The sequence below is a fragment of the Tetragenococcus solitarius NBRC 100494 genome, from assembly GCF_001544195.1.
In the GTDB taxonomy this organism is placed as follows: Bacteria; Bacillota; Bacilli; order Lactobacillales; family Enterococcaceae; genus Tetragenococcus; species Tetragenococcus solitarius.
Window position 1 is genome coordinate 26389 of record NZ_BCPY01000006.1, and the last position, 23934, is coordinate 50322.

General features: G+C 36.2%; 19 protein-coding genes and 1 pseudogene. 3 read left to right on the forward strand and 17 right to left on the reverse strand.

Annotated elements, in window-relative coordinates:
* Positions 1 to 107 precede the first annotated feature (107 nt).
* The 7 genes and pseudogenes from TS1_RS03240 to TS1_RS03270 all read right to left on the reverse strand — a co-directional run bounded on the left by TS1_RS03240 (position 108) and on the right by TS1_RS03270 (position 9538).
* On the reverse strand, positions 108 to 1367 hold the full coding sequence (locus TS1_RS03240) for an MFS transporter (RefSeq protein ID WP_068707783.1): 1260 nt from the start codon (positions 1365 to 1367) through the stop codon (positions 108 to 110).
* A 527-nt stretch (positions 1368 to 1894) separates the two neighbouring features.
* The gene (locus TS1_RS03245; RefSeq protein WP_068707784.1) at positions 1895 to 2845 is read right to left on the reverse strand and encodes a hypothetical protein; all 951 of its coding nucleotides are present in this window, start codon (positions 2843 to 2845) and stop codon (positions 1895 to 1897) included.
* Between the two features lie 1302 nt (positions 2846 to 4147).
* Positions 4148 to 4519, reverse strand: coding sequence for an arsenic metallochaperone ArsD family protein (locus tag TS1_RS03250; protein ID WP_169792357.1), 372 nt, complete (start codon positions 4517 to 4519; stop codon positions 4148 to 4150).
* A gap of 463 nt (positions 4520 to 4982) precedes the next feature.
* Positions 4983 to 5602: pseudogene (locus TS1_RS03255) on the reverse strand (hypothetical protein).
* 348 nt (positions 5603 to 5950) lie between these two features.
* The gene (gene rplS, locus TS1_RS03260; RefSeq protein WP_068707788.1) at positions 5951 to 6301 is read right to left on the reverse strand and encodes a 50S ribosomal protein L19; all 351 of its coding nucleotides are present in this window, start codon (positions 6299 to 6301) and stop codon (positions 5951 to 5953) included.
* A 128-nt stretch (positions 6302 to 6429) separates the two neighbouring features.
* Positions 6430 to 7482 (reverse strand): aspartate-semialdehyde dehydrogenase, encoded by a 1053-nt coding sequence (locus tag TS1_RS03265; RefSeq protein WP_068707790.1) that lies wholly within the window; start codon positions 7480 to 7482, stop codon positions 6430 to 6432.
* A gap of 295 nt (positions 7483 to 7777) precedes the next feature.
* The gene (locus TS1_RS03270; RefSeq protein ID WP_068707792.1) at positions 7778 to 9538 is read right to left on the reverse strand and encodes a glycoside hydrolase family 13 protein; all 1761 of its coding nucleotides are present in this window, start codon (positions 9536 to 9538) and stop codon (positions 7778 to 7780) included.
* A gap of 239 nt (positions 9539 to 9777) precedes the next feature.
* On the opposite strand from TS1_RS03270, the gene TS1_RS03275 reads away from it, so the two are divergent.
* The gene (locus TS1_RS03275) at positions 9778 to 12123 is read left to right on the forward strand and encodes an ABC transporter ATP-binding protein/permease (RefSeq protein WP_068707794.1); all 2346 of its coding nucleotides are present in this window, start codon (positions 9778 to 9780) and stop codon (positions 12121 to 12123) included.
* A gap of 208 nt (positions 12124 to 12331) precedes the next feature.
* Here TS1_RS03275 and abc-f read toward each other — a convergent pair whose 3' ends face one another.
* From abc-f to serC, 5 genes are all read right to left on the reverse strand, one after another.
* On the reverse strand, positions 12332 to 13915 hold the full coding sequence (gene abc-f, locus TS1_RS03280) for a ribosomal protection-like ABC-F family protein (RefSeq protein ID WP_068707796.1): 1584 nt from the start codon (positions 13913 to 13915) through the stop codon (positions 12332 to 12334).
* Positions 13916 to 14031: 116 nt separating this feature from the next.
* On the reverse strand, positions 14032 to 14160 hold the full coding sequence (locus TS1_RS12775; RefSeq protein ID WP_281177357.1) for a hypothetical protein: 129 nt from the start codon (positions 14158 to 14160) through the stop codon (positions 14032 to 14034).
* A gap of 211 nt (positions 14161 to 14371) precedes the next feature.
* Positions 14372 to 15598 (reverse strand): DUF1015 domain-containing protein, encoded by a 1227-nt coding sequence (locus TS1_RS03285; protein WP_068707798.1) that lies wholly within the window; start codon positions 15596 to 15598, stop codon positions 14372 to 14374.
* A 1-nt stretch (position 15599) separates the two neighbouring features.
* Positions 15600 to 16784, reverse strand: a complete 1185-nt coding sequence (locus TS1_RS03290; protein ID WP_068707800.1) for a phosphoglycerate dehydrogenase — start codon at positions 16782 to 16784, stop codon at positions 15600 to 15602.
* A 1-nt stretch (position 16785) separates the two neighbouring features.
* Complete coding sequence (serC, locus tag TS1_RS03295) at positions 16786 to 17871, reverse strand: 3-phosphoserine/phosphohydroxythreonine transaminase (protein WP_068707802.1); 1086 nt, start codon at positions 17869 to 17871, stop codon at positions 16786 to 16788.
* Between the two features lie 224 nt (positions 17872 to 18095).
* On the opposite strand from serC, the gene TS1_RS03300 reads away from it, so the two are divergent.
* Positions 18096 to 18440, forward strand: a complete 345-nt coding sequence (locus tag TS1_RS03300) for a PadR family transcriptional regulator (protein ID WP_068707804.1) — start codon at positions 18096 to 18098, stop codon at positions 18438 to 18440.
* Complete coding sequence (locus TS1_RS03305) at positions 18427 to 19401, forward strand: permease prefix domain 1-containing protein (protein WP_068707806.1); 975 nt, start codon at positions 18427 to 18429, stop codon at positions 19399 to 19401. The genes TS1_RS03300 and TS1_RS03305 overlap by 14 nt, the downstream gene beginning before the upstream one ends.
* A gap of 30 nt (positions 19402 to 19431) precedes the next feature.
* Here the strand turns inward: TS1_RS03305 and scrK are convergent, their stop codons facing one another.
* The 5 genes from scrK to TS1_RS03330 form a co-directional block, all read right to left on the reverse strand.
* Positions 19432 to 20310 (reverse strand): fructokinase ScrK, encoded by an 879-nt coding sequence (gene scrK / locus TS1_RS03310; RefSeq protein ID WP_068707808.1) that lies wholly within the window; start codon positions 20308 to 20310, stop codon positions 19432 to 19434.
* 219 nt (positions 20311 to 20529) lie between these two features.
* Positions 20530 to 21024, reverse strand: a complete 495-nt coding sequence (locus TS1_RS03315; protein WP_068707810.1) for an LURP-one-related/scramblase family protein — start codon at positions 21022 to 21024, stop codon at positions 20530 to 20532.
* A gap of 10 nt (positions 21025 to 21034) precedes the next feature.
* Complete coding sequence (locus tag TS1_RS03320; protein WP_068707812.1) at positions 21035 to 21910, reverse strand: SPFH domain-containing protein; 876 nt, start codon at positions 21908 to 21910, stop codon at positions 21035 to 21037.
* Between the two features lie 125 nt (positions 21911 to 22035).
* On the reverse strand, positions 22036 to 22995 hold the full coding sequence (trhO, locus tag TS1_RS03325; protein ID WP_068707814.1) for an oxygen-dependent tRNA uridine(34) hydroxylase TrhO: 960 nt from the start codon (positions 22993 to 22995) through the stop codon (positions 22036 to 22038).
* Between the two features lie 169 nt (positions 22996 to 23164).
* Positions 23165 to 23899: an alpha/beta fold hydrolase gene (locus TS1_RS03330; protein ID WP_068707815.1), complete on the reverse strand. Its 735-nt coding sequence runs from the start codon at positions 23897 to 23899 to the stop codon at positions 23165 to 23167.
* Positions 23900 to 23934 lie beyond the last annotated feature (35 nt).

Consider the following 23934-nt stretch of genomic DNA (forward strand, 5'->3'; position numbering starts at 1 on the left):
CTTATTTAAATCTTATAAAAAAGACAATCTTAGTTCTTTTCTCCAAGAACTAAGATTGTCTTTCTACTTATTACAAAGCATTTTTCCAACCATACCAGTGCTTTCGTTCATTCGTTATTCTTTTCCATTGTTTGATGCAGTTGTTTGTCATATATTCTCGCAGGTTTAATCAACCAATTGACTAGAGCACAGAAAAATATCCCCACTCCTGCAATAATAAATAGTTTTTCTACCCCTATGCTATCTGCAATGGGGCCAGCAAATATTAAACCAAGTGGACCCGGCAAACTTAATAGAGACATAGTAAAACCTACAATTCTGCCTAGTTGATTTACCGGGTAGCTTTGTTGCACCATCGCCATTAATAAAGTATCAAAGAAAGGAACAGCTAAACCTGTTAAGGCACTAAACAATACAAACCAGATAAAACCCTTTTGATTCGGTGGTAAAAAGCCACTAATCGCTAACGTGACCCCTATCACAACATAAGAAAGTAAAAAAGGTTTCATACGATCAGACCATTTCCCAAATAGACTGATAATAGTCCCACCAGCTAACGATCCGACAGAATAGACAACCGAAACTATACCTGCATTTTCTACCGTTTTTTGAAAGTAATCAGTCGTTATTAGCGGGTACATGCTGGCTGCTGGCATGATAAATAATGAAGATATGGCACCAATTAAAACAATGATCCATAATCCTTTATTATTAACTAATTCTGAAAAACCAAGTTTCATATCAGCAAATACTTGACGGTTGTGTGAAGAAGTAATATTTCTTGAAACTGTCACAAAAATTAATAAACTTATCCCTAATATCGCTCCTATCACATCAATAAGTAATAACCAATGTAAAGGCAAAAGTGCGAATAAGAAAGCACCAATAGCTGGTGCTATGATGCGATTGGCGGATTGCACAATTCCTAGTTGACCGTTAATTTTTGTAAGCGCACCACTGGGCGTAATAGAAGGGATAATGGTTTGCACCGTAGGCATCTGAAAGGTTTGCGCAACAGAACGAATAAATAATGAGACAAAAATTAACCAAATCGGAAATGTTCCTAACGTAGCTCCAGTAACCGAAAGAATAATAGCAAAGGCTGCAGCAATGATATCAGGAACAATTAGCAATGATTTTTTATTTAACCGATCCACGTATGGACCGACAAAAGGATTAAGCAAAACCATCGGCAGCATGCCTAATAGTGTTGCAAAACTTAAAATAGTGGCAGATTCAGTTCGTTCAGTAAGATACCAGATAATCGCATATTGAACTGTCGTACTCGTAATTCCTGTTACAAATTGGCTCAATAAAAATAAACGGACATTCGTCTGCCAATTCGATTTAAAAATTTGTTGTGTCAAAGCAAAACGCCTCCTATAAGTCTATAAATTAGCCACTATATCATGTACGTGTCATAACACAGCTTGTCCGCTTATTTGTCAATGTCTAATGCTATAGTCAGTTTAAAATAAATAAAAAAGTTAGGATTTCTCCTAACTCTCAATGATTTTTATTCAACTAACATTACAGAAAAGCAAGTAAGTATGAATTCATTTGAGAATGTAAGAATATCTATAGACACACCAAATAAGCTATGAGCTTTTGGCTATTCAATTTATCTAGTTAGATATTATTACGCTCAAAAACACACCACACTTTTCATTCATACTTGCTTTGTCCCAAATAATTCCTCTAAAACTTTACTATATTTATCTTTCTATTGTCAATAAAAGTCGCTAGTAAATAGACTTAGAGTCATTTGTTTGTTTTAAAAATTAGCAAACAAAAACTTTTTTATCAAGACGTTTCACTCTATTAGTGCTTTACGATAGAACTAGCGACCATTAACTAAAGGTTCTTGTTTTGGTTTTTACTTATGCTAATTATTCTACCATTTATCTTTACGCACCTTTTGAAAACTTTCTTCTATTATTTCAGTATCCTCTGGATTTTCCTTTTTCAATCTCTCTGCTTCCTGACTACCTGCAGCTTCAGAGCTTTGTACCTGTACGTCCGGATCGTCAATGGAGTTAATATAGTCTGACGCTTCCTGCCATGCATCGTTAATGGCGTCATAGTACTCTTTTGCCTTTGCTTCGTCTTCTTCTGATTTATCTTCTGAAGATTCTTTTGTATCTTCGTCTTCATTGACTTCTGCACTATTTGGATACTCTTGCACATACTCTACCATATTTTTACTATCCAAATCTTCATCTCCTGGGTTTTCCTCGAAATTTCTAGTGGCTAGAGATATCGTTCCTTCGTCATTATAGAAAAGATAATAAGTATCTCCCTCTATTTGTAGCGAATCATCGTATTCTTTATACTTTTCAATCTTCACTTCAGTATTTACCTTAACATCTCGTTTTTCTCCATTGTCTCCAAGAAGCGTCACTGTTTTTGTTGGAATTGACGTGATAGAAACCGGATAAAGCGAATGTTCCCCTCCGGTTAAATCAATGCTGATCTCTTTTCCATAATTATTCAAAGCCTTTATATCTACAGTAATATTTGGTGGTAAGTCATCCTGATTTGTTTCAAAAGTTTGGTGATGGATCGTTTTACCAGCAGGGTCTTTTCCTCCAATAAAATCATCAAGGTCTACAGCATAAGGAAATTCTTCTTTATCTTCTTTACTGCTACTTTCTTCTGTTATTGCTTCAGAAGTCGTTTCTTCTGTAGATGTTTCGCTGGCTAATTCAGAGCTAGAACTCTTTGAAGATTGAGCAGATGTTTCAATGGTACTAGAAGTTTCTGTTGCATCATTGGTTGCGGTTTCATTTGTTGAACAAGCAGAGAGAACCAACAGACTAAAGAACAACATATAAACTTTTTTCATAATTTTCACATCCTTTAATTAAGTATAACATAAAGTATTTTTGTTAAAAATAATTAAGTAAGTCTACATACTTTAAATGCATCACGATTATACTCCTAAATTTAACACGCTAAGGAAGGCGTTCTGTCTCCTATTTAGCAAGTCTATCCTCTTCTTGCTAAATTCGGACATCGTTTTGGTATTTTCCAGATCCATAAAGTAGTCAACTGACTATCTTTTTTCGCCCGATTTTGACTACCCAAGTAGTCAAAATGGGACAATCCAGGGTAAAAACGACACCTTTTTGCTTGTTTTTAAAAAAATGACAAACAAAAAAAACCTTGATAGACAAGGGTTCTCGCAATCCTATAAGGATACAGACAAACCAGAAATTTGTTTTCTTCTTTTATTGATATACATTCTTTGTAGCTATAAAGATAAAGTAGATACATAAAACTGCAATAATAAGTAACATTACAAACGAACTAATGGTTGCAATTAAAAAAATAACTTTACTTTTCTTAGTTATACCTATTAGCAGTAAAGCCAAGACGATAATGAAAAAAATCACATAAAAATAATTGAAAAAAAGTAACAACTCTAACCTCCATATTTAAAGCTTCTAAATGATTCCTTATTAATAAGGTGAATAGTTATCAACTCGAGTATGTTTAAAGGGTAACATAATTTTGCAAAATTACCAAAGTTTTATTTTACTTTGGTAGTTTTTTCACTTAGCATTAATGATTTGCCTATTAATTTAGGCCACTCATAGTAGGCGTTAACCTAGCCAGTATTGAATATTGCGTTCGCAATTTTTAAGGGTAAGTGTCTTTATGGTTATGACTATAATTAATGTTGAAAAAATTGTTTACATAAGACTCAGTTTTTTTAAAATAAGAAAAAATAGTTTCTAAATTTTCACATTATATAATTTGTAAAATACGAAACATAATTATTTTCTTAGTTCAAGCAAATAAAAATAGTTTTTTTGTAATTGTATCTGTATATTAACTAAATTCTTTTAACTTCCAAACCTCGAAGTAAAAAATAACGATTTCTATTTAAAAGAATATTGAAAAATGCCCTATTCCTAATTTACAATTAAAAATTCTTCAAAATAGCGGAAATAATAAGTTTTCATAAAAACGTCGCCTAACCTAAAATATCATAGGGTTACAATTTTCAACAAATTACGATGTTTTTTATAACGATTATTATTATATAATATCCAATTATAGAAACGAAAACTCCTGTTGTCCTACTAAAAATGGAATTTACGAAAGTCTTTGTTTTTTATAATACTGTAATGACTAACCTACCTTAGTCATCCCCCTTCCTTTGGATAGTGATACCGATGTCAAGAAGTTCTGATAATTCTTCAATAGTAAATATCGAGCCAGATAGATATAACCTATCGTTTATCATCACTATTGGCAAACATGTAATATCTTTTGTTTCAAGTTCTCTTAACACTACATTATTTTGTAAGAAGGGTACAATGCTGCTATTTAAAATAAAAAGGTTGGTAATAAGTTCCTCTCCCTTAACTCTTTTGTAATGCTCTTTAAAAATGTTATCTTGGTTTAAAGAAGAAAAAGCTTCAAATGCATCCGAATTTTCTGACTTAAGTAAATAATATTCTATCTTCATTGTCCTATAGTCACCACCCCTACTTAGAACTAACTGTGCCATAACCAAACCCATTCAGAACTTGTGCTCTTAAACTAACAACACGGTATTTTCTAGCTCCGTTATAAGAAAAATAGATACCTTCACTGTAAGAATAGGAAGCAGGAATGTTAACACTTTGAGTATAATTACGTATGTTCCTTAAATTTAATTGTACATCAATTTTAGTCATTGGAGAATTAGTACTTGAAATAATATATTCCGTCCCTCCCATATTTCTTTTGTTTGAAAGTCTTTCAGCTGCTTCATTTCGATTCCAATGTCCTATGCACGGGTGTGTAGCTCCAACACACTTAATCCTGATTCTGAAATGACAGTGAAAGAGCTCGGTTTAAAGTTCGGACTCATAGTCCATGGGACTTTGTTCGAGTTTTCTTTCACTTTTCACTATAAACTAAAATAGAGGGTAAAATCACCCGTCGATGATCTTACCCTCTAATTTTAATATGTTTAATTCTCTAGCACCCTAGTTTAAATTTTTTATTAATTTTCCGACCTTTATTTTTCGATAATCAAACCCAATTTCAGTCATTAATTCCTCCCAATTTTTATTTGTTCTCCTCAAGATTGTTATCGGAGAAGGCAAATTAGGATTTTTACTTTGCTTTCGAAATTCTGTCATTGAAAGAGATTCTTTTAAGCCTAAATAATAAATTTCATTTTTCAATTCTTCTAATAACTGAAAATCGCTTATTTGTTTTTTGTCATCCATATTTTTAAATAAAAACCAGACGTCTCCAAATCTTTTTTTTAATGTAGACAAACTCGGTAAATCTTTACCTACAACTCTTTCTCATATTTTCTTTGTGATTTTATATTGTTCTCCTTGATAAATTTTGTAGCCAATTCTTTTAGTTTTACGTCTGATATCTTATTCCAGCGAAATCGATCAAAATAAGGCCTACCTAACCCTTCTAATAATTAATCCCAAGAACCATACTTTTCTGAAATGAACCAAGTACTAGGGGCTTCTTTAGAATGTTTGGTTAAAGCTTCTTGATAATCTCGAGTAGTAACAATATTATATTTTTCTATAAAATCATTAATTAATAAAGCTAATTCCAGATTGTTTTTACCTTTCCAAATATTTTTTTATTTTGTCCCATACAATTGTACTCCTAAGTTTATTTCGTCAAGTAACGCGTTCTAACTTCTTTTTACCATTGAAGTACCTGCAATGGTATTTTTTCGATTTTATCATCCCGGACTCAACTTTTTGATAAATCCGGTCATCGTTTTGGTCTTTTGCAGATCCATAAAGTAGTCAACTGACTATCTTTTTTTCGCCTGATTTTGACTACCCAAGCAGTCAAAATGGGACAATCCAGGGTAAAAACGACACCTTTTTGCTTGTTTTTAAAAAATGACAAACAAAAAAACCCTTGATAGACAAGGGTTTTCGCAATCCTATAAGGATACAGACAATCCAGAAATTTAGCTTCTGCGTCTTTCTGGAATACGTGCTGCTTTTCCGTGAAGGTTACGTAAGTAGTACAATTTCGCACGACGAACAAGACCATGACGGATAACTTCGATTTTATCAACACGTGGTGTATGAAGTGGGAAAGTACGTTCCACGCCTACGCCGGACGAAACTTTGCGTACTGTATAAGTTTCGCTAATGCCAGCGCCGCGACGTTTGATAACGACACCTTCAAAAACTTGGATACGTTCACGTGAACCTTCAACAACTTTAGCGTGAACTCGAACTGTGTCTCCCGGACGAAAGTCTGGAATATCAGTACGTAACTGTTCTTTGGTTAATTCTTGTAACAATGGATCCATTTTACATTCTCCTTATTCCCAAATACTCATAAGAGCCTGCTCTTAGCGGAATATTGTAATAGTTGAGCAATTCACTCACTGGAGTATACTATCATACCTTATTCTTAATGTAAAGAATTTTCTCGTTCTCAAATCTTTACTAAATCCAGCTCGTGCAGGCTTTCTGCGATTTGTACTGAATTCCAAGCTGCCCCTTTTAATAAATTATCTGAAACCACCCACATATGATAACCATTTGTCACATCTAAGTCCTGACGAATGCGTCCTACAAAGGTGTCTTTCTTTCCTACGCTATTCATTGCTTGCGGATAGATTTGCTGGCTAGGATCATCTTCTAACACGACGCCAGGTGCATCCTCTAAACAAGCACGTAGATCAGCAACAGAAACTTCCTTTTCTGTTTCAATATAAATGGACTCTGAGTGACCTGTGATGACAGGAATGCGAACACATGTCGCTGACACTTTTATTTGGTCGTCTTCCATAATTTTTTTGGTTTCATTGACCATTTTCCATTCTTCTTTGGTGTAATCTTTGTCCGCAAATTCATCAATTTGGGCTAGAGCATTAAAAGCTAACGGATAATGTTTTTTATCACTAGCTACAGGCAAAATTCCTGTGGTTAAATCTTCCGGTAATTTTCCATCCAGTATTTCTCTGCTTTGCTGTTTAACCTCTTCTATTGCCTTTGCACCAGCTCCAGAGACAGCTTGGTAAGTCGATACAATCACACGACCAATGCCCGCTAATTTTTTGATTGGTTCGAGTGCAACCATCATTTGAATCGTTGAACAGTTCGGATTGGCAATGATTCCCTGATGTTTTTTTAACGCTTCTTTATTGACTTCAGGTACGACCAAAGGTACATCATCTACCATACGAAATTGACTCGTATTATCCACGACAACAGCGCCCCGTTTAACTGCTTCAGGCGCAAATTTTTGTGAAATACTGCCGCCTGCGCTAAAAATCGCAATATCTATATCATCAAAAGATTCTGGGACAAGTTCTTCAACAAAAAGTCCTTCTCCTTTAAATAAGAGTTTGCGGCCAGCTGAGCGTTTTGAAGCAAGTAATTTTACATTTTTAAGAGGTAAATTGGTTTGTTCTAACATTTCGATTAGTTTGGTTCCAACAGCGCCTGTTGCTCCAACAACTGCTACGTTATATCCATCGTTCATTTAAAACCGCTTCCTTTTTCTCTTTTCGTTATTTTAATTATTTTAACATATAGCATACAAATTACTAGTTTATAATTTAGAAATTTTTTATTTAGCTAACAAAATTCCTTATTTAAAGGAAAAAGTCGATTATTAGTGTTTTTTATTTGTGAAATACCCCTAGTTTCGGCTATAATTATAGAAGAAGAATTTTGGGGAAGATTCTTCGCAATGTGTATTGGATTAACTTCCTTTATTCAAGCAAAAAAGGCAAGGGCGCTCTACATAAAACCTTGTCTTTTTTGCTTTTTTTATACTATTTTTTTAAAATAAGAAATCCTTTTGCAAACACGGTATTTGTTTGCCCTTTTTGTTCACTTAAATTAGACAAAAGGACCTGACCCTCTCTTGGCAAAGGAATGGTTTTTTTGCCGGTATTAAAAATCGCTTGGAGAGTTTTTCCGTTTAATTGACGTTTTAAAATAAGTAAACCTGCTTGCTCATCAACTTCCCGCCAAATCGTCTCTCCTTGACTAAGGATTTCTTGCCAATTTTTACGCAAGGCAATGAGTCTTTTGACAAACTGCAGCAAGTCTTGATCTTGTTCATCCTGCTGCCAAACCATACATTTACGACACTCAGGATCTGCTCCTCCGGTCAGACCTATCTCATCTCCGTAATATAAGCAGGGGACGCCTGGCTGTAGGTAGGTAAACGCCATGACTTGCTTCATTAAATCTTTATCTTCGCCTGCTTCTGTGAGTAAACGCGGTGTATCATGCGAATCCAGGATATTAAACTGGAGCTGATTGGTTTGAGCTCGGTATAACATCAGTTGTTGATTAAGCGCCACAACCATAGAGTTCAAAGAAAGACGTTTTTTAATAAAATAACCTAAGATAGCATCTGTGTAGGCATAGTTCATGACTGCATGAAACTCATCTCCTTCCAGCCAGCTTTGCGCAGAATGCCAGATTTCACCTAAAATGTAAAAATCTTTTTTGGTTTTGTCACAAACCTGACGAAACTTTTTCCAAAAATGATGATCTACCTCGTTTGCAACGTCTAAGCGCCAGGCATCAATATCAAAAGTTTCAATCCAGTATTTCGCTGTCTCTAGTAGATACTCTTGAACTTCTGGATTGGCCGTATTTAGTTTGGGCATATGCGGAGTAAAAGCAAAGGTATCATAGGTGATATCATAAGCTTCTTCAAAATCGTCTGTTTCCTTGAATGTTGCTGGAAACTTATGGATATGAAACCAATCGGCATACTTTGAATTTTTTCCATTGACTAATACATCTTGCCACTGGGGCGACCGGTCTCCCATGTGATTGAAAACCGCATCCAGCATGACTTTTATTCCTCTTTTATGACACTCGTCCACCAATTTTTTAAAGAGGCTTTCATCCCCAAAATCTGGATCAATTTTACGATAATCTATTGTATCGTATTTATGGTTGGAATAAGCTTTAAAAATGGGGCATAAATAGATACCGTTAATGCCTAAATCGACCAAATAATCTAAATGATCGATAATTCCCTGCAAGTCGCCCCCAAAGTAATCTTTGCGCCCTGGCGTTTTTTCATTCCAAGAAAGCGTTCCTTTTGGATCATTGGTCGGATCCCCGTTAGCAAAACGCTCAGGAAAAATCTGATACCAAACCGTCTTTTTTACCCACTCAGGTGCTTTAAAGCGATCGATTTCATGAAAATAAGGAAAACGAAAATATAAGTGAGGAAGTGCTAGTACATCCTCTGATAAAGGATACAGACCTTGGTCGCCATAAAAAAATTGCTGATGATCTTTTCCTGTTATTGCAAAGGCATAAGTCAACCGGTTAAAAGGCGCCCTAACAGAAATAAACCAATAATCATAAATGTCGGTTGATAACTTTTTCCTCATTTCTACGGGTTCTTTTCTTTGCCCTTTTTCTACTAAATAAGGGTCTCCCCAAATAAGCTTTACGCGTGAAACATCTTCTTTAGCGGTCCGCAGACGTAGATGTAAGACGTCTTTTTCATAAAGGTAAGCAAATTCACTTTCCGGACGATGGTAAATTGCTGCTGTATTCATGATTGACTCTCCTTTGAAATTTTGTATAAAAAGATGGCGCTTACACAAACCATTATACCTTAGTTTTTCCTAGAAAAAAATTTTCATTATTTATCCTGCCTCTTCTTTTTTATATTTATTGAAAAAGGCTTAAGAATCCTTGATCCCGCGTCTTAGCGTTGAATTATGCAAAAAGGTGTGCTACGCTTTGAAAATAAATGAAACGTTTTTTCATTATTTCCAATTGAAGGAGAATGAACATGCTTGAACTAAAAGATATAAAAAAGCACTATAAGGTTGGAAACACCGTTACCAAAGCTTTAGATGGTGTATCCGTTGCTTTTCGCCAGCAAGAGTTTGTTGCCATTTTGGGTGAAAGCGGCTCTGGGAAAACAACGCTTCTAAATGTTATCGGCGGACTTGATCAATATGACTCTGGCGACATGGTAATTAACGGTAAATCCACCAAAGATTTTAAGGACAAAGATTGGGATGCTTATCGTAATAACTCCATCGGTTTTGTTTTTCAAAGTTATAACCTTATTGGCCACCAAGGGATTATTGATAATGTCGAATTAGGCATGACCTTAAGTGGCGTCTCTAAAAAAGAGCGGCGGAAAAAAGCCGAAGAAGCATTAGAGCGTGTAGGTTTAAAAGAACACATCCATAAAAAGCCAAGCCAATTATCCGGCGGTCAAATGCAACGTGTGGCTATTGCAAGAGCACTTGCCAATGATCCAGATATTTTACTTTGTGATGAGCCTACGGGAGCTCTGGATTCACAAACCAGTGTGCAGATTATGAACCTCATCCAAGAAGTTGCCAAAGATAAACTAGTTATCATGGTGACACATAATGCGGACTTGGCCCACAAATACGCAGACCGGACCATCCGTTTTGCTGATGGCAAAGTAATCGATGATTCTAACCCGCATATTGAAGGTAAAAAGAAAGAACCCTTTGATTTAAAACATACCAAGATGACCTTTCTTACTGCGCTACGTTTATCTTTTAACAATATCCGCACGAAAAAAGGACGCACTTTTTTGACCGCTTTTGCCTCCAGTATCGGAATTATCAGTATTGCAATTGTTCTATCGTTGTCAACTGGCTTTCAAAAGCAAATTGATCAGACTCAGTCGGAAACGCTCGCGCAATTTCCAATTACCATTTCACGCGAAACGACTGACCAAGATCCAGAAAATTTTGAAGACCAGCGTTCAGATGAAGGCACTTTTCCTGAAGAGAAAGAAGTCACTGCTAAAATTAGCGATGAGGATCGTTCTCAGCGAACGAACCACATTGACCAAGACTTTATTGACTACGTTGACAACATCAATCCGACTTTAAGTAATAACATCGGCTATACTCGTCTAGCCAATATGAATTTACTACGAGAAATCGATGGAAAACCTAAAACAGTTCAGTTTTCCAATGGTTCAGAAGATGAGTCCCAAGCGGAATCGATGATGTCAATGATGGCTGCTCAAACTGGAATCGGCGTCTCTTCTTTTCCTAAACAATTAGATGATTCGCAAGGGAACTTTTTAAAAGATAACTATCGGCTTTTAGAAGGAGATTTTCCTGAAGATACCAACGATGTAGTCCTAGTAGTTGATGAAAACAATGAAACCAACATTAATGCCTTAAATAACCTAGGCTTTGATCTTGAGGATGGGGATAAAATCTCCTTTGACGATATTATAGGGACAAAGATTAAATTAGCTTATAATAATGCCTTTTACGAAGAACTTCCAACGGGAAATTTTGTCCCAAAACAAGATTTAGACGAAGTTTATGATAATGATGACAATGAGGAACTAACAATTGCAGGTGTTATCCGAAATAAAGAATCTTCCACCATGGATCTTTTAGCGCCCGGTATCGCTTATAGCGATGCTCTTGCACAAAAAGTGATTGATAAAAATAAAGATTCCGAGATTGTCAAAGCACAAAAAGATAGTGACAAAAATGTCATGACCAATGAAGAAATCGATGGTACAGCCAAAGATAATCTATTGGATGCCTTAGGTGCCAGCGAAATTCCTTATAGCATAATGATTTATCCTAATAATTTTGATGACAAAGAACAGATTTTGGACTATCTGGATGACTATAACAAAGGAAAAGACAAAGACGATCAAATTATTTATAGTGATTTAGCTGGCACAATGACTGATTTAACCGGTGGAATTATGGATGCTATCACTTATGTTTTAATTGCTTTTGCAGGCATTTCACTGGTTACCAGTATGATTATGATTGGTATCATTACCTATACTTCTGTTTTAGAACGAACCAAAGAAATTGGCGTATTAAAAGCTTTAGGGGCCCGGAAGAAAGATATTACACGAGTCTTCGACGCTGAAACTGCAATTTTAGGCGTCGCTTCAGGAACATTAGGTGTCGTTATTGCTTATCTGGCAACCTTCCCGATTAATGCGGTGTTGCTAAACTTAACTGATTTAGAAAACGTCGCACAATTAAATCCAATGCACGCTCTTATATTGGTGATTGTTAGCACCGTCTTAACTATGATCGGCGGACATATCCCAGCTCGAATGGCAGCTAAAAAAGATGCAGCTATCGCCTTACGCGCGGAATAATTTTCATAAAAATACCGACCCCCAAAAGTTAGATTTTTGGTCTAACTTTTGGGGGTTGGTTCATTTAAATCACAGTCCATGCGTTTTTTATTTATTTTGGTGGCATATTAAAAGACGTACCTCCAATTTGATAAATGATTGGTGGCAAATACGGGGACGTCCCTCCAATCACTACAACTATTGGTGGCAAGTTAATTGATAAGCTATTTTAATCATTTAAAGAGTCAATAGACTCTTTTTTTATTTGCTGATCTTTCACAATGAGCAGCTTATTAAAATTCTTTTTTAAAAAGTAACGATCGTGAGTAACAGCTAGCAGCGTTCCTGTATATTCGCTTAGCAAATTTTCAATTTCTTCGCGAGCATAAATATCTAAGTGATTGGTTGGTTCATCTAAAATCAAAAAATTGGTTTGTTTATGAAAAAGTTTAAGTAAGTAAAGCCGGACACGTTCGCCGCCAGAAAGATCTTTGACACGGCGTTTGGCATCTTCGCTATAAAAACCAAAGTGCGCAAGTGTTTGGCGAGCTTTTTGTTCTTGCGGTAAAAATTCTTTGACAAAGCCCAACACACGCTCGTTAGGATTATCAAAAATAATCGTCTGCGGCAAATACCCGATTTTAACACTTGCGCCTAAAGTGATTACCCCTTCATCGGCTAGCAATCCACCTAAAATCATTTGCAGAAGGGTAGATTTTCCTGATCCATTTTTTCCTAAAATCGCTATTCTTTCTTGACGATAAATTGCAAAACTACTATCGACAAATAACAAACGCTCACTTATCATTTTCCCGATGTTTTTAGCAACAACCACTTCTTTTCCTGAACGACTTGCTTGGTCAATACTTTCTAAGCGTTTTTTAGGTGGTTGAGGGGGTTTAACGATCGTTAACTTGGCTAAGCGATGCTCTAATTCTTTGGCTTTTTTGAAAAAAGCCTCATCGCCCCCTTCATTGCCCCATTGTCGATAGCGACGAATCATCCTTTTGAGGCGTTGTACCTCTTTTTGCTGTAGTTCATAGTCTTTTGTGATTTCTGCAATGCGAGCTTTTTTAAGCTGCACATATCGACTATAGTTTCCCGGATATTCGATCAAAGCTCCTTCTTCAATTTCGGCAATTTTTTCTGTCACCTGGTCTAAAAACATCCGATCATGGGAAATCACCAGATAAGCGACTCTAGTTGTTTTTAAATAACTTTCTAACCAGCGAATTCCTGCCAAATCTAAATGGTTGGTCGGTTCATCAAGTAATAAAAGATCGGTCTCTTGTAAAAGAACTTTCGCTAACTCTACGCGTACTCTTTCTCCCCCGCTGATAGCAGAGATTGCAGTATCTGCTTTTTCTTCTAGTCCCAATCCTTTTAGCATCGTAAGGATCCGATCTTCTAATTCATAGCCTCCTGCGTCTTCAAATTCTTGCTGTAATTTTCCGTAAACATCTATCATATGTTCCAAATCTTCTGTCGAATCAGACATTTTCTGTTCGTAAACATGCAGCTGTTTTTTCAAATTCTGTAACTCGAAAAAGCTTTCTTCTAAGTAATTTGAGACCGTTGAATGACTTTGAGGAAAGGATTGCGGGACATAACCAATTTTCAGTCCTTTTTTACGACTCACTTTTCCAGAATCTATTCCTTCTGCTCCAGTAATTATGCGAAAAAGCGTCGTCTTTCCTGTACCGTTAGCGCCAACAAGTCCAATTTTTTCTTGTTCATTTATCGCAAATGATAAACTTTCAAAAAGTGGTGTCCCACCAAAATTTTTATTGATTTTATTTAATTGTATAAGCATGGTCTTCTCCTTTAAAGACCCTCGTATGCCAAACAAAAAAGGCCATGAAATATCCATGACCTTGTTATTTATTTTCTTATAATAAAAAAAGGAAACATACGAAATGGTCATTGGTTTTATAAAATTCTGCTGTTTTTGGATACACTTCTCCCGCCAACAGCCATTGTAAAACCAATCGCATGACTAAAACTGACATGATACCGTTGGTAATTTTTGCTCGGTGTTATTTTAATCATACGAACCATTTGCTTTTGTTCCCTCCTCTGTCTACTAAGTTATTTAAAAGTGTAACAAATTTTGTTGGCTTGTACAAGCACAAGCCAATCTGTCAGCTTGAGTTTTTGAATAATTCAATTTCGGATTATTGAATAACGAATTCTTTCTTTAACTAATTTTATCGATAACGACTTCCACGCTTTTCAATATCATCTTTCGTTACTTATACGAAATTATAGCTTATGTTGTCTCTAAATCGTGCAAAAAGAGGCCACTTAACAACTTAGGTTCAAACCAAGTGGATTTAGGCGGCATAATTTCTTTAGCATCAGCCACTTGCAAAAGATCTTGCATTTTCGTAGGATACATAGAAAAAGCTACCGTCCATTTTCGGCTATCAACCAGCTCTTCTAACTTCTCTGGTTCCTCAATTCCCCCGACAAAATCAATCCGCTGGTCACTTCTGACATCTTGGATATCAAAAATCGGCGCAATTAATAAATTCTGTAATAACGATACATCTAGTTTTCCGACAGGATCTGTGGGAATGGCCTCTTTTTTTACTTTTAAACAATACCAATTACCTGCCATATACATTCTCATTTGTCCAGCAGTATCTGGTTTTTTTTCTGTTGCTTTTTCTACAGTGAAACTTTCTTTTAACCGTTCAAAAAAATCGTCAGGGATTTCAACATTTAATATTCGGTTATATTCTTTAATCAATAACTCATCTTCTGGAAATAAAATCGATAAAAAATAATCGCTCTCTAAGCTTTGATTTTGTTCTTTTCGTTTTTCCAATCCCACTTTGACAGCTGATTCTGTCCGGTGGTGGCCATCTGCGATATATAAAGCTTCAACTGAAGCAAAAGCTTTCTTTAGCTCTTGAATCACAGTGTCATTATCTAACAGCCATACTTTGTGCTGCACCTTATGATAACTGGTAAAATCATACATCGCTTCATGACTTTCCTGCCATTGTTGAATCAACTGTTGAATCGCTGCATTTTTTCGATAGCTCAAAAAGATAGGACTCGTATTGGCATCACAACTGCGGATATGATTCATACGGTCAATTTCTTTTTCATGACGTGTATATTCGTGTTTTTTGATTTTACCTGAGGTATAGTCATCAATTGAAGTGCAGGCTACTAAGCCTGTTTGGCTTCTACCAGCCATGGTTAATTGATATAAATAATAGTTATCTTTTCGATCTTTTTTCAACCAGCCTTTTTGTAAAAATTCTTTTAGATTAGCGGCTGCTTTTTGATAAACAGCCTTGTCATAAGGAGACATACTCTGCGGCAAATCAATTTCTGCTTTATCAATATGAAAATAACTATAAGGATTTCCTTGTGCTAAATAGCGTGCTTGGTTAGAATCCACCACATCATAGGGCAGTTCTGCAACTTTATCAGCCAAATTAGATGCAGGACGAATCGCTTTAAATGGACGTACGTCAACCATATTAATAAGGAACCTCCTCTTTTTTGATGACCCGGACACGAATAATATCCTTTGTTGCTCTTAACTTTTCTGCTACCTCAGCAATTTTACTTTCATCACTTTCATCAATATCCACTAATGTATAAGCATACTGATCGCGTCCGCGGTTAATCATATTATCAATATTAATCTTAGAGTCAGCGATAACCGCTGAAATTTGTCCCAACATATTAGGCACATTGCGGTTAATCACTGTAATTCGATAAGGTGAATGAAAAGCCATTTCTACTGCAGGAAAATTAACGGAACGTTTGATCGTCCCTGTTTCAATAAAGTTCTTTAAAGTGCGTACTGCAATCTTTGCACTATTGGTTTCTGCCTCTGCAGTCGATGCACCTAAATGAGGCAATACAGTAACCTTATCGTGATGTAATAACTTTTCATCTGCAAAATCAGTGGTAAAACTAGCCAATTCATCTGCTTGAATCGCTGCCATAACGGCTTTGTTATCTACGATTTCAGCACGAGCAAAGTTAAATAAATGGACCGAATTTTTCATCATTGCAATTTCTTTTTGTCCGATGAGATGAAATGTTTTTTCTTGTAAAGGCACATGAACGGTAATAAAATCACAGCTCGTAAAAATTTCGCTGATCTCTTTGGCACGATGCACTCGTCGTGAGATACTCCATGCGGTATCTACTGAAACATAAGGATCATAGCCCATAACTTCCATACCCAGACGATAAGCATCATTAGCTACCATCGCGCCAATTGAGCCTAGACCAATAACCCCTAATTTTTTACCTTCTAACTCTTGACCAGCAAATTGCTTTTTATGCGCTTCTGCTTGTTCGTCTACATCAGAACCTGTTAATTGTTGTACCCAGTTAATTCCTTGGACAACTGGACGTACACTCATGAGTAAACTCATCAAAACTAACTCTTTTACCGCATTTGCGTTAGCACCGGGTGTATTAAAAACCACAATTCCTTTTTCCGTACATGCATCTACTGGAATATTATTCGTTCCTGTTCCCGCCCGAGCAACGCCTAACACTGAAGCAGGCAAATCTGCTTCTTGCAACTTTTTACTACGCAAAATAATGCCTTCTGGTTGATCACTTTCATTAATCGCATATTTTTCTTTTTCTAAACGTGCCATTCCTTCTGGAGCTATGGCGTTGTATGTTTTAATTTGATGCATTCTATTCTCCTCCATGTGCTTTTTCAAATTCTTGCATAAAATCAACTAGAGCCTGCACGCCTTCAAAAGGGAAAGCATTATAAAGGCTTGCTCGCATGCCGCCGACTGAACGATGACCTTTTAGATTTTCGAATCCTTGTTGTTGAGCTAACTGAATGAATTCTTGGTTTAAGGCATCACTATCTGTTAAAAAGGGAATATTGGTCAGTGAACGATCTTCTTTGTTCACAGGGTTTTGAAATAAATCCGAACGATCGATGGTTTCGTATAAAAGCCCCGCTTTTTGTTGATTATATTTTAAAATTTGTGAGACTCCGCCTAAATCTTGCAACCATTCAAAGACTAATTTTGCCATATAAATACTAAAAGTCGGCGGTGTATTGTACATAGAATGACTTTGGGCCTGTAAACGATAATCTAACATAGGAGCAAAAAGCGCCTGCTCATTTAATAAATCCTCGCGTATAATTACAACCGTTAAGCCGGCAGGTCCGATATTTTTTTGCGCACCTGCATAAATCACGCCAAAATCCTTGACTTGATATTCATTGGTTAAAATATTTGAAGACATATCTGCCACAAGTGGCACATTCCCTGTGTCGGGAAGTGTTTGATAGCTAATCCCGCCAATTGTTTCATTGGTCGTAATATGAAGGTAAGCGGCATCTTGATCAATTTGCTCTTTAGAAACTTGCGGGATATAAGTAAAATTTCTATCTTCACTGCTGGCGATAACCTTCGTATGGACATTATCAATCGCTTGAGCTGCCGCAATCGCTTTTTTTGCCCAGGAACCTGTATTTACGTAAAGTGCCTTTTTATTTTGCGCTAAATTAAGCGGCAAAGCGGAAAATTGCAAGCTTGCCCCACCTTGTAAAAATAGTACATGATAATTTTCGGGAACATTCATCAATTTTCGCAATAATTTTTCGGCATCAGCAATAATCTCTTCAAACAAGGAGGAACGATGACTTAGTTCCATTACGGACATTCCACTGCCCTTGTAATCTAAAAGTTCTTCTTGCGCCTTTTTTAATACTGGTTCAGGTAATACTGCAGGACCGGCTGAAAAGTTATAAATCGTCATGCTCTTGCACTCCTTTTTGTTTTTTTAGAAATTATAGTCAAGATGTTTGATTTATTATAGCAAAGTTCTAACGGTTTAAAAAGAATTGTTTGAATAATTCTGAAAAGTCTAATAATGAATGACTTTTTTTAAAGTACTTTTATTATAAATATTTTTTACTTTACCTGTCGTAGTAATTAGTTTATAATTACTTTAACAGATAAAGTAATTTAAGGAGAACTGCGATGATCACAAGTGATAGCATTCGCGGATATAATGATGTTATTATCCTAGCAATTTTGGATAAGAAAGATTCCTATGGTTATGAAATCGCCAAAGAGATCCGCACTCGCACCCATGAATTATATGTTATAAAAGAAACAACTCTTTACTCGGCTTTTACTCGTTTAGAAAAACAAGACCTCATCTGTTCCTATCCGGGAGAATTAACACACGGAAAAAAACGAACCTATTACACCATCACGCATAAGGGAAGAGAAATGCTCGCAACAAAACAGCAAGAATGGCAAGAAGCAAAAATTGTTGTCGATGAATTTCTTGAAGGAGGAAGCGAACATGAAAACGATTAACGACTATTTGGATACTCTTTTTTTAAACGTGCCTAAAACGCCAGCAACACAAAAAGCCAAAGAAGACCTATTGGCGATTATGGAAGACCATTATTATGAATTGTTAGAAGAAGGAAAAAGTGAGAATGAGGCTATTGGTGCGGTCATTAGTGAATTTGGTTCGATTGATGAACTCTTAGCTGAACTTGAAGTCGAAAAAAAGACTGAACCAGATGAAGCTTTCCAGAATGCCGTACAAAGCGATGAAGCTTTAGACTTCTGGGATCATCAGCGAAATTTTGCCTTTACCTTAGCAAGTGGAATTTTGCTCTTTTTTCTGGCACTGTCTGTTGTGGTATTTGCTGACACAGGTCCTGTTATAGCGCCTTTAGCTATTGTTAGCTTCTTTGTACTTATTGCACTAGGAGTTGTACTGATTGCAAATAGCACAATGAAATTTTCTCGCTTAAAAAAACCATTGGTAGATCGACCCTTAACCGAGGAAACGATGCAAGAAGCCAGTAGACAAACCCTTAGTTATGAAAAGAGTTTTCGTGTAGGTCTTACTTTAGGGATTGCTTTTTGTATTTTAACCATTCCTTTGTTACTATTTTTCTCAGAAATTCTACAGCTGACTATCGTAGGTGTGTCTATCTTTTTTGTTTCAGCAGGGATAGGTGTTTTCTTAATTATTTATACCAGTCTTATTTATAATAGTTTTAAAAAAATGAGTCAAAAACCATATTTTTCTTCTGATGACGAAGAATCTGGTCTACATGCTTCAAAAGAAATGTATGGAAAAAATACCCCTTTTGTTCATTTCTTTCGTCGCCCCTATTGGCCTTGTATTGTTGTTTTGTATTTTTTAATTTCTAATCTTACAGAAAGTTGGGGATATAGTTGGCTGATTTTTGTTTTTGCTGGACCGGTTTTTAGTTTGATAATGGAAAAAAACAAATATACAAAAAAAGGGAAGCGATAAAAAATTCGCTTCCTTTTTGAGGTGGTCTATTTATCTTTTTGAATTTAAATTTACTTGTCGAGCTAAAGCTAAACAACCAAAAATCCCTGCATCATCTTCTAAAGCCGGTGTTACAATATAGTCTTTTATGTTCGGTGTTTGTACATAATTATTCAACATTTTTTCAAAAGCTTGATGCACTTTTTCCACCATATGACGTTGCTTCATGACTCCACCGCCAAAAATAATGACATCTGGAGAAAATAATAATGTCGTATTATAGGCACATTGGGCAATATAGTAAGCTTCTTTTTCCCAAAGCGGATCATCTGCTGGAATATCCTGTCCTTTTTTTCCTGTCCTAGCTTCTATTGCAGGGCCAGCTGCCATGCCTTCTAGACAACTGCCATGAAAAGGACAGTTTCCTTTAAATTCATCTTCTGGATGAGGTGTAATTAACATATGCCCCATCTCAGGATGGCTAAATCCTTCAACAAAACGATCTTCTTGAATGGCTCCACCGCCAATACCTGTACCTACTGTATAGTAAATTACGCTTGAAAGACCTTTTCCTTTACCAAAACTGTATTCTCCATAAGCTGCCGCATTCACGTCAGTTGTCCATTCTACCGGAACATCAAAAGATTTTTTTAATGTTCCTACAAAATCAAAATTTTGCCATGCTAATTTTGGCGTTGTCGTAATATAACCATAAGTTGTGGAATCTTTATGTATATCTATAGGGCCAAAGGATCCGATTCCAATAGCACTTAATTCATCTTTATAGGGAGTAAAAAAATCAATTACCTGCTGCATCGTTTCCTCTGGTACAGTTGTTGGGAAACTCACTCGCTCTTTGATGTTTAGCGACTTATCTCCAATGGCACAAACAAACTTTGTTCCCCCTGCTTCAATCGCTCCGTATAACATAAATGTATGCCCTTCCTTTCTTTTCTGTTCATATTTATTCTAAAGAAAAAAAGAATAGAAAGCTAGTGTTTTTTATGAGAATCGTTACTTATTTATTTCCTGCAAATTTTATAAAATAGCCTATTACTAACTACTTTTCCCAATGACTTCCCAATCTCTCCTCCTTTTTGAACAAATAAAAGCATTGATCTTATTGACCAATGCCAAAAATATATTTTTTTATGTCCCTGAGCTACTGGAAGCCGCTTCATCGGCTTTTACGCGATCAATGGCAATCACAAGAGATAAAACCAAACGTTCCATTGTTTCATCAAGGACGGTCACTTCATAGGTATCACCCCAAGAAAGCCATTTTTTTGCAATTTCCGCGACTGTTTTTCCTCTTGCATAAACAACGAAATTCATGTCCCACCAATTGCCTTCAATTTCAATTTGCTGCGCCGAAATGGTGTAACGAGATTTTAAAAACGTGAGCTCTTTTTTTAAAGTAATCATTTCATTCCCATCCACTTCAACGAAAAACTTCGGCAATAAGGCAAGTGTTTTTTTAGTGATTTTACCGATTTCCTGATGATTTTCATCATAAATTAGAAAATGTTTAGGAAGTTTAAGAAAGCTGCCTTCCACAAAATAACGCGGCTGTTCGTACTCGTCAGTCACAGTAAAATTTTCACCTAAGCTAAAAACTTTTTGTTTAATATATAATTTTTTCATCCGCATCCCCTTAAAGCGATTCTTCACCTACATCACCGGTATTGATCACAGGCTGTGTCCCGCTATCTGTGATAATGGAAACCAACAAATTATTGATTAGTTGTACTTTACGATCATCAGTAAAATGGATGTCTTGCCCTGCTTCAATTTGTTCTAAAGCCATCTGCGTCATCGTTACCGCTCCTTCAACAATCGTTTGTCTTGCAGACAAAATTGCTCTAGCTTGCTGTCTTTGCAACATTGCACTAGCAATCTCTGTTGAATAAGCTAAGTGATTTAAGCGTGTTTCAACAACTTCTACGCCGGCAACTTCTAAGCGTTCTTGTAACTCTTTAGTTAGCTCATCTGAAACATGGCTGGTATCGCCTCGTAAGGTAACGTCGTCTTCTTCAAAAGTATCATAAGGATATTGTGAAGCAATATGACGAATGGCTGTTTCGCTTTGAATTTCAACAAAATCCTGGTAATAATCAACGTCAAATAACGCCTTGGCTGTATCAACAACTTTGAAAACAATGACGGCTGAAATCTCAATCGGATTTCCATCTAAATCGTTAACTTTTAAGCGAGCACTGTTGAAATTACGCACTTTTAAGGAAACATTGATTTTTTGTGTCAAAGGCGTAGTAATAAATAATCCATTAGATGTAATAGTTCCTAAATATTTACCAAAAAACAAAATAGCTTTGGCTTGATTCGGCCCAACAATTGTTAATGAACTGATAAACAAAATGGCAATGACCCAAATAAGAATACTAAAGAAAATACTAGCCCCACTGTCGTTAGCCACTCCTAAAAGGAACAATAAGAGCCCAAATAACATTCCAATAACTAAAATAAGCAACCCTAAATAACCATTGACATGAAATGTTTTCTTTTCTTGCATTGACAATCCCTCCCTTGTTTTTCTATCATAGCGTAAAATAATAAAAGAACCAAACGAAAATACAAATTGTATGAATAAAAAAGCTCAAAAAACTTTTACGTCGTTTTTTGAGCAGAATCTCTTTATTATACTTTGGCTTCTTCTTTAAAGTTTTCTAAACGAGCTTGCCAATCTTCATCCGAAATATTATGTTTTTTTACATAAAGATTATCTTTACTTGCCGCACATTCATAAGAGCAACCACCTGCATGCTTGTCTTGGTTTTCTTCAGAAGTTAAGATTTGCCGGTTGCAGGCTGGATTTGCGCAGTTAACGTAACGCTCACAAGGGGTCCCATCAAACCAGTCTTTACCTACCACTTGTTTATCTACATTATTAATGTCTACGCTAATACGTTCATCAAATACGTACATTTTCCCGTCCCACATTTCACCTTGGGTATTAGGATCTTTGCCATAAGTTGCAATACCGCCGTGCAATTGGCCGACATCTTTTACACCTTCGCGCAAAAGCCAACCAGAAAACTTTTCACAGCGAATACCGCCCGTACAATAGGTAACCACTTTTTTATCCATGAATTTTTCTTTATTATCACGGATCCACTTAGGTAACTCACGGAAGGTACGGATATCTGGCCTTACAGCCCCGCGGAAATGACCAAGATCGTATTCATAGTCATTTCTAGCATCCAATACAATTGTATCTTCATCTTGCAGTGCTTCTTTAAATTCTGTAGGTTCTAAATATTGTCCTGTTAGTTCATTAGGATCCACATCTTCGTCTTCATCTAAATGCAAAGCCACAAGCTCTTTGCGAGGACGAACATGTATTTTTTTGAAAGCATGACCAGAAGCTTCATCAATTTTAAATTCAGTATCTTTAAAACGTTCATCCGCATGCAGATGTTCCATGTAAGCATTGGTCGCTTCAACTGTACCTGAAACTGTCCCATTGATTCCTTCATTTGCAACTAAAATACGACCCTTTAAACCAAGTTCTTTACAAAAGGCTAAATGTTTTTTAGCAAAACTTTCCGGGTCTTCTATTGGCGTGTAGTTATAATAAAGTAATACACGATAATCCATTCTTGTATATCCTCCTTCAATTTTCACAGTTATTATTATAGGGAAAAAAGCAATAAAAAACGAAATTTTCGCTTGTGAGATACCAAGCAGCATTGTTTTATAAAAACTTGCTACTTAGTATCAGTATCTGCGCATTTCTTCTATGGATAGTATATCACAAAATTGCTATTTATAAATTAGCCGAAAAAAATTCTGTGATTTGGTCCATCGCGGGCACTTTTATCATATGTCTTTCATTTGCCGCATGAAAGGTAATTTCTGGACCTAAGTTGGCGCGTACAAAACGATCTGTTTGGGCAAAAGGAATCTTTTCATCATGGAGTCCATGCCAGAAAAACAGAGGCCTTTTTCTTATTTTAGAATAGTTGGAAGCTAAATCATAATCAACAAGCCAACTTGTTAAATCCTCATAATCTTTTGGTACCGAGATATTTTTATCTTTAAAGGCCCTTTGTAATTCTTTTCGATAATCAATCAACGAAGGAGAGCCCATTGCACACACAGCTGCGTCAATTTCAGGATGGTGCGTCAATAAAGCACAAGTGGTCATACCGCCCATAGAAACGCCACCCACGCCGATTTTCCCGTTTGTGAGTCCTAATTGAGAAAAATAATCGATCATTGTTTCAAATTCAAACAGATTGGTATGAATGCTTTGAAAAAAAGTCAACGAAGGAATTTTAGAAATGGGGGCCTTTCGTTCTCCGTGATTTTGCGCATCGGGCAGTACCGCGCGAAATCCTTGTTGCGCTAGCTTCCTTCCTTGGGTTAACACCAGCTCTTTTGACGTTTGCCAGCCGTGATAATAAACAACTAATGGTAACGGAGCGTACAAATTCTCCTGATTAACAACTTCTAGTATAGGAATCGCTCCTATTTTACGTTTTCGTATCGCTAATTTCAATTGCATTCACCTAATTTCTTTGCTCATTAAAAAAG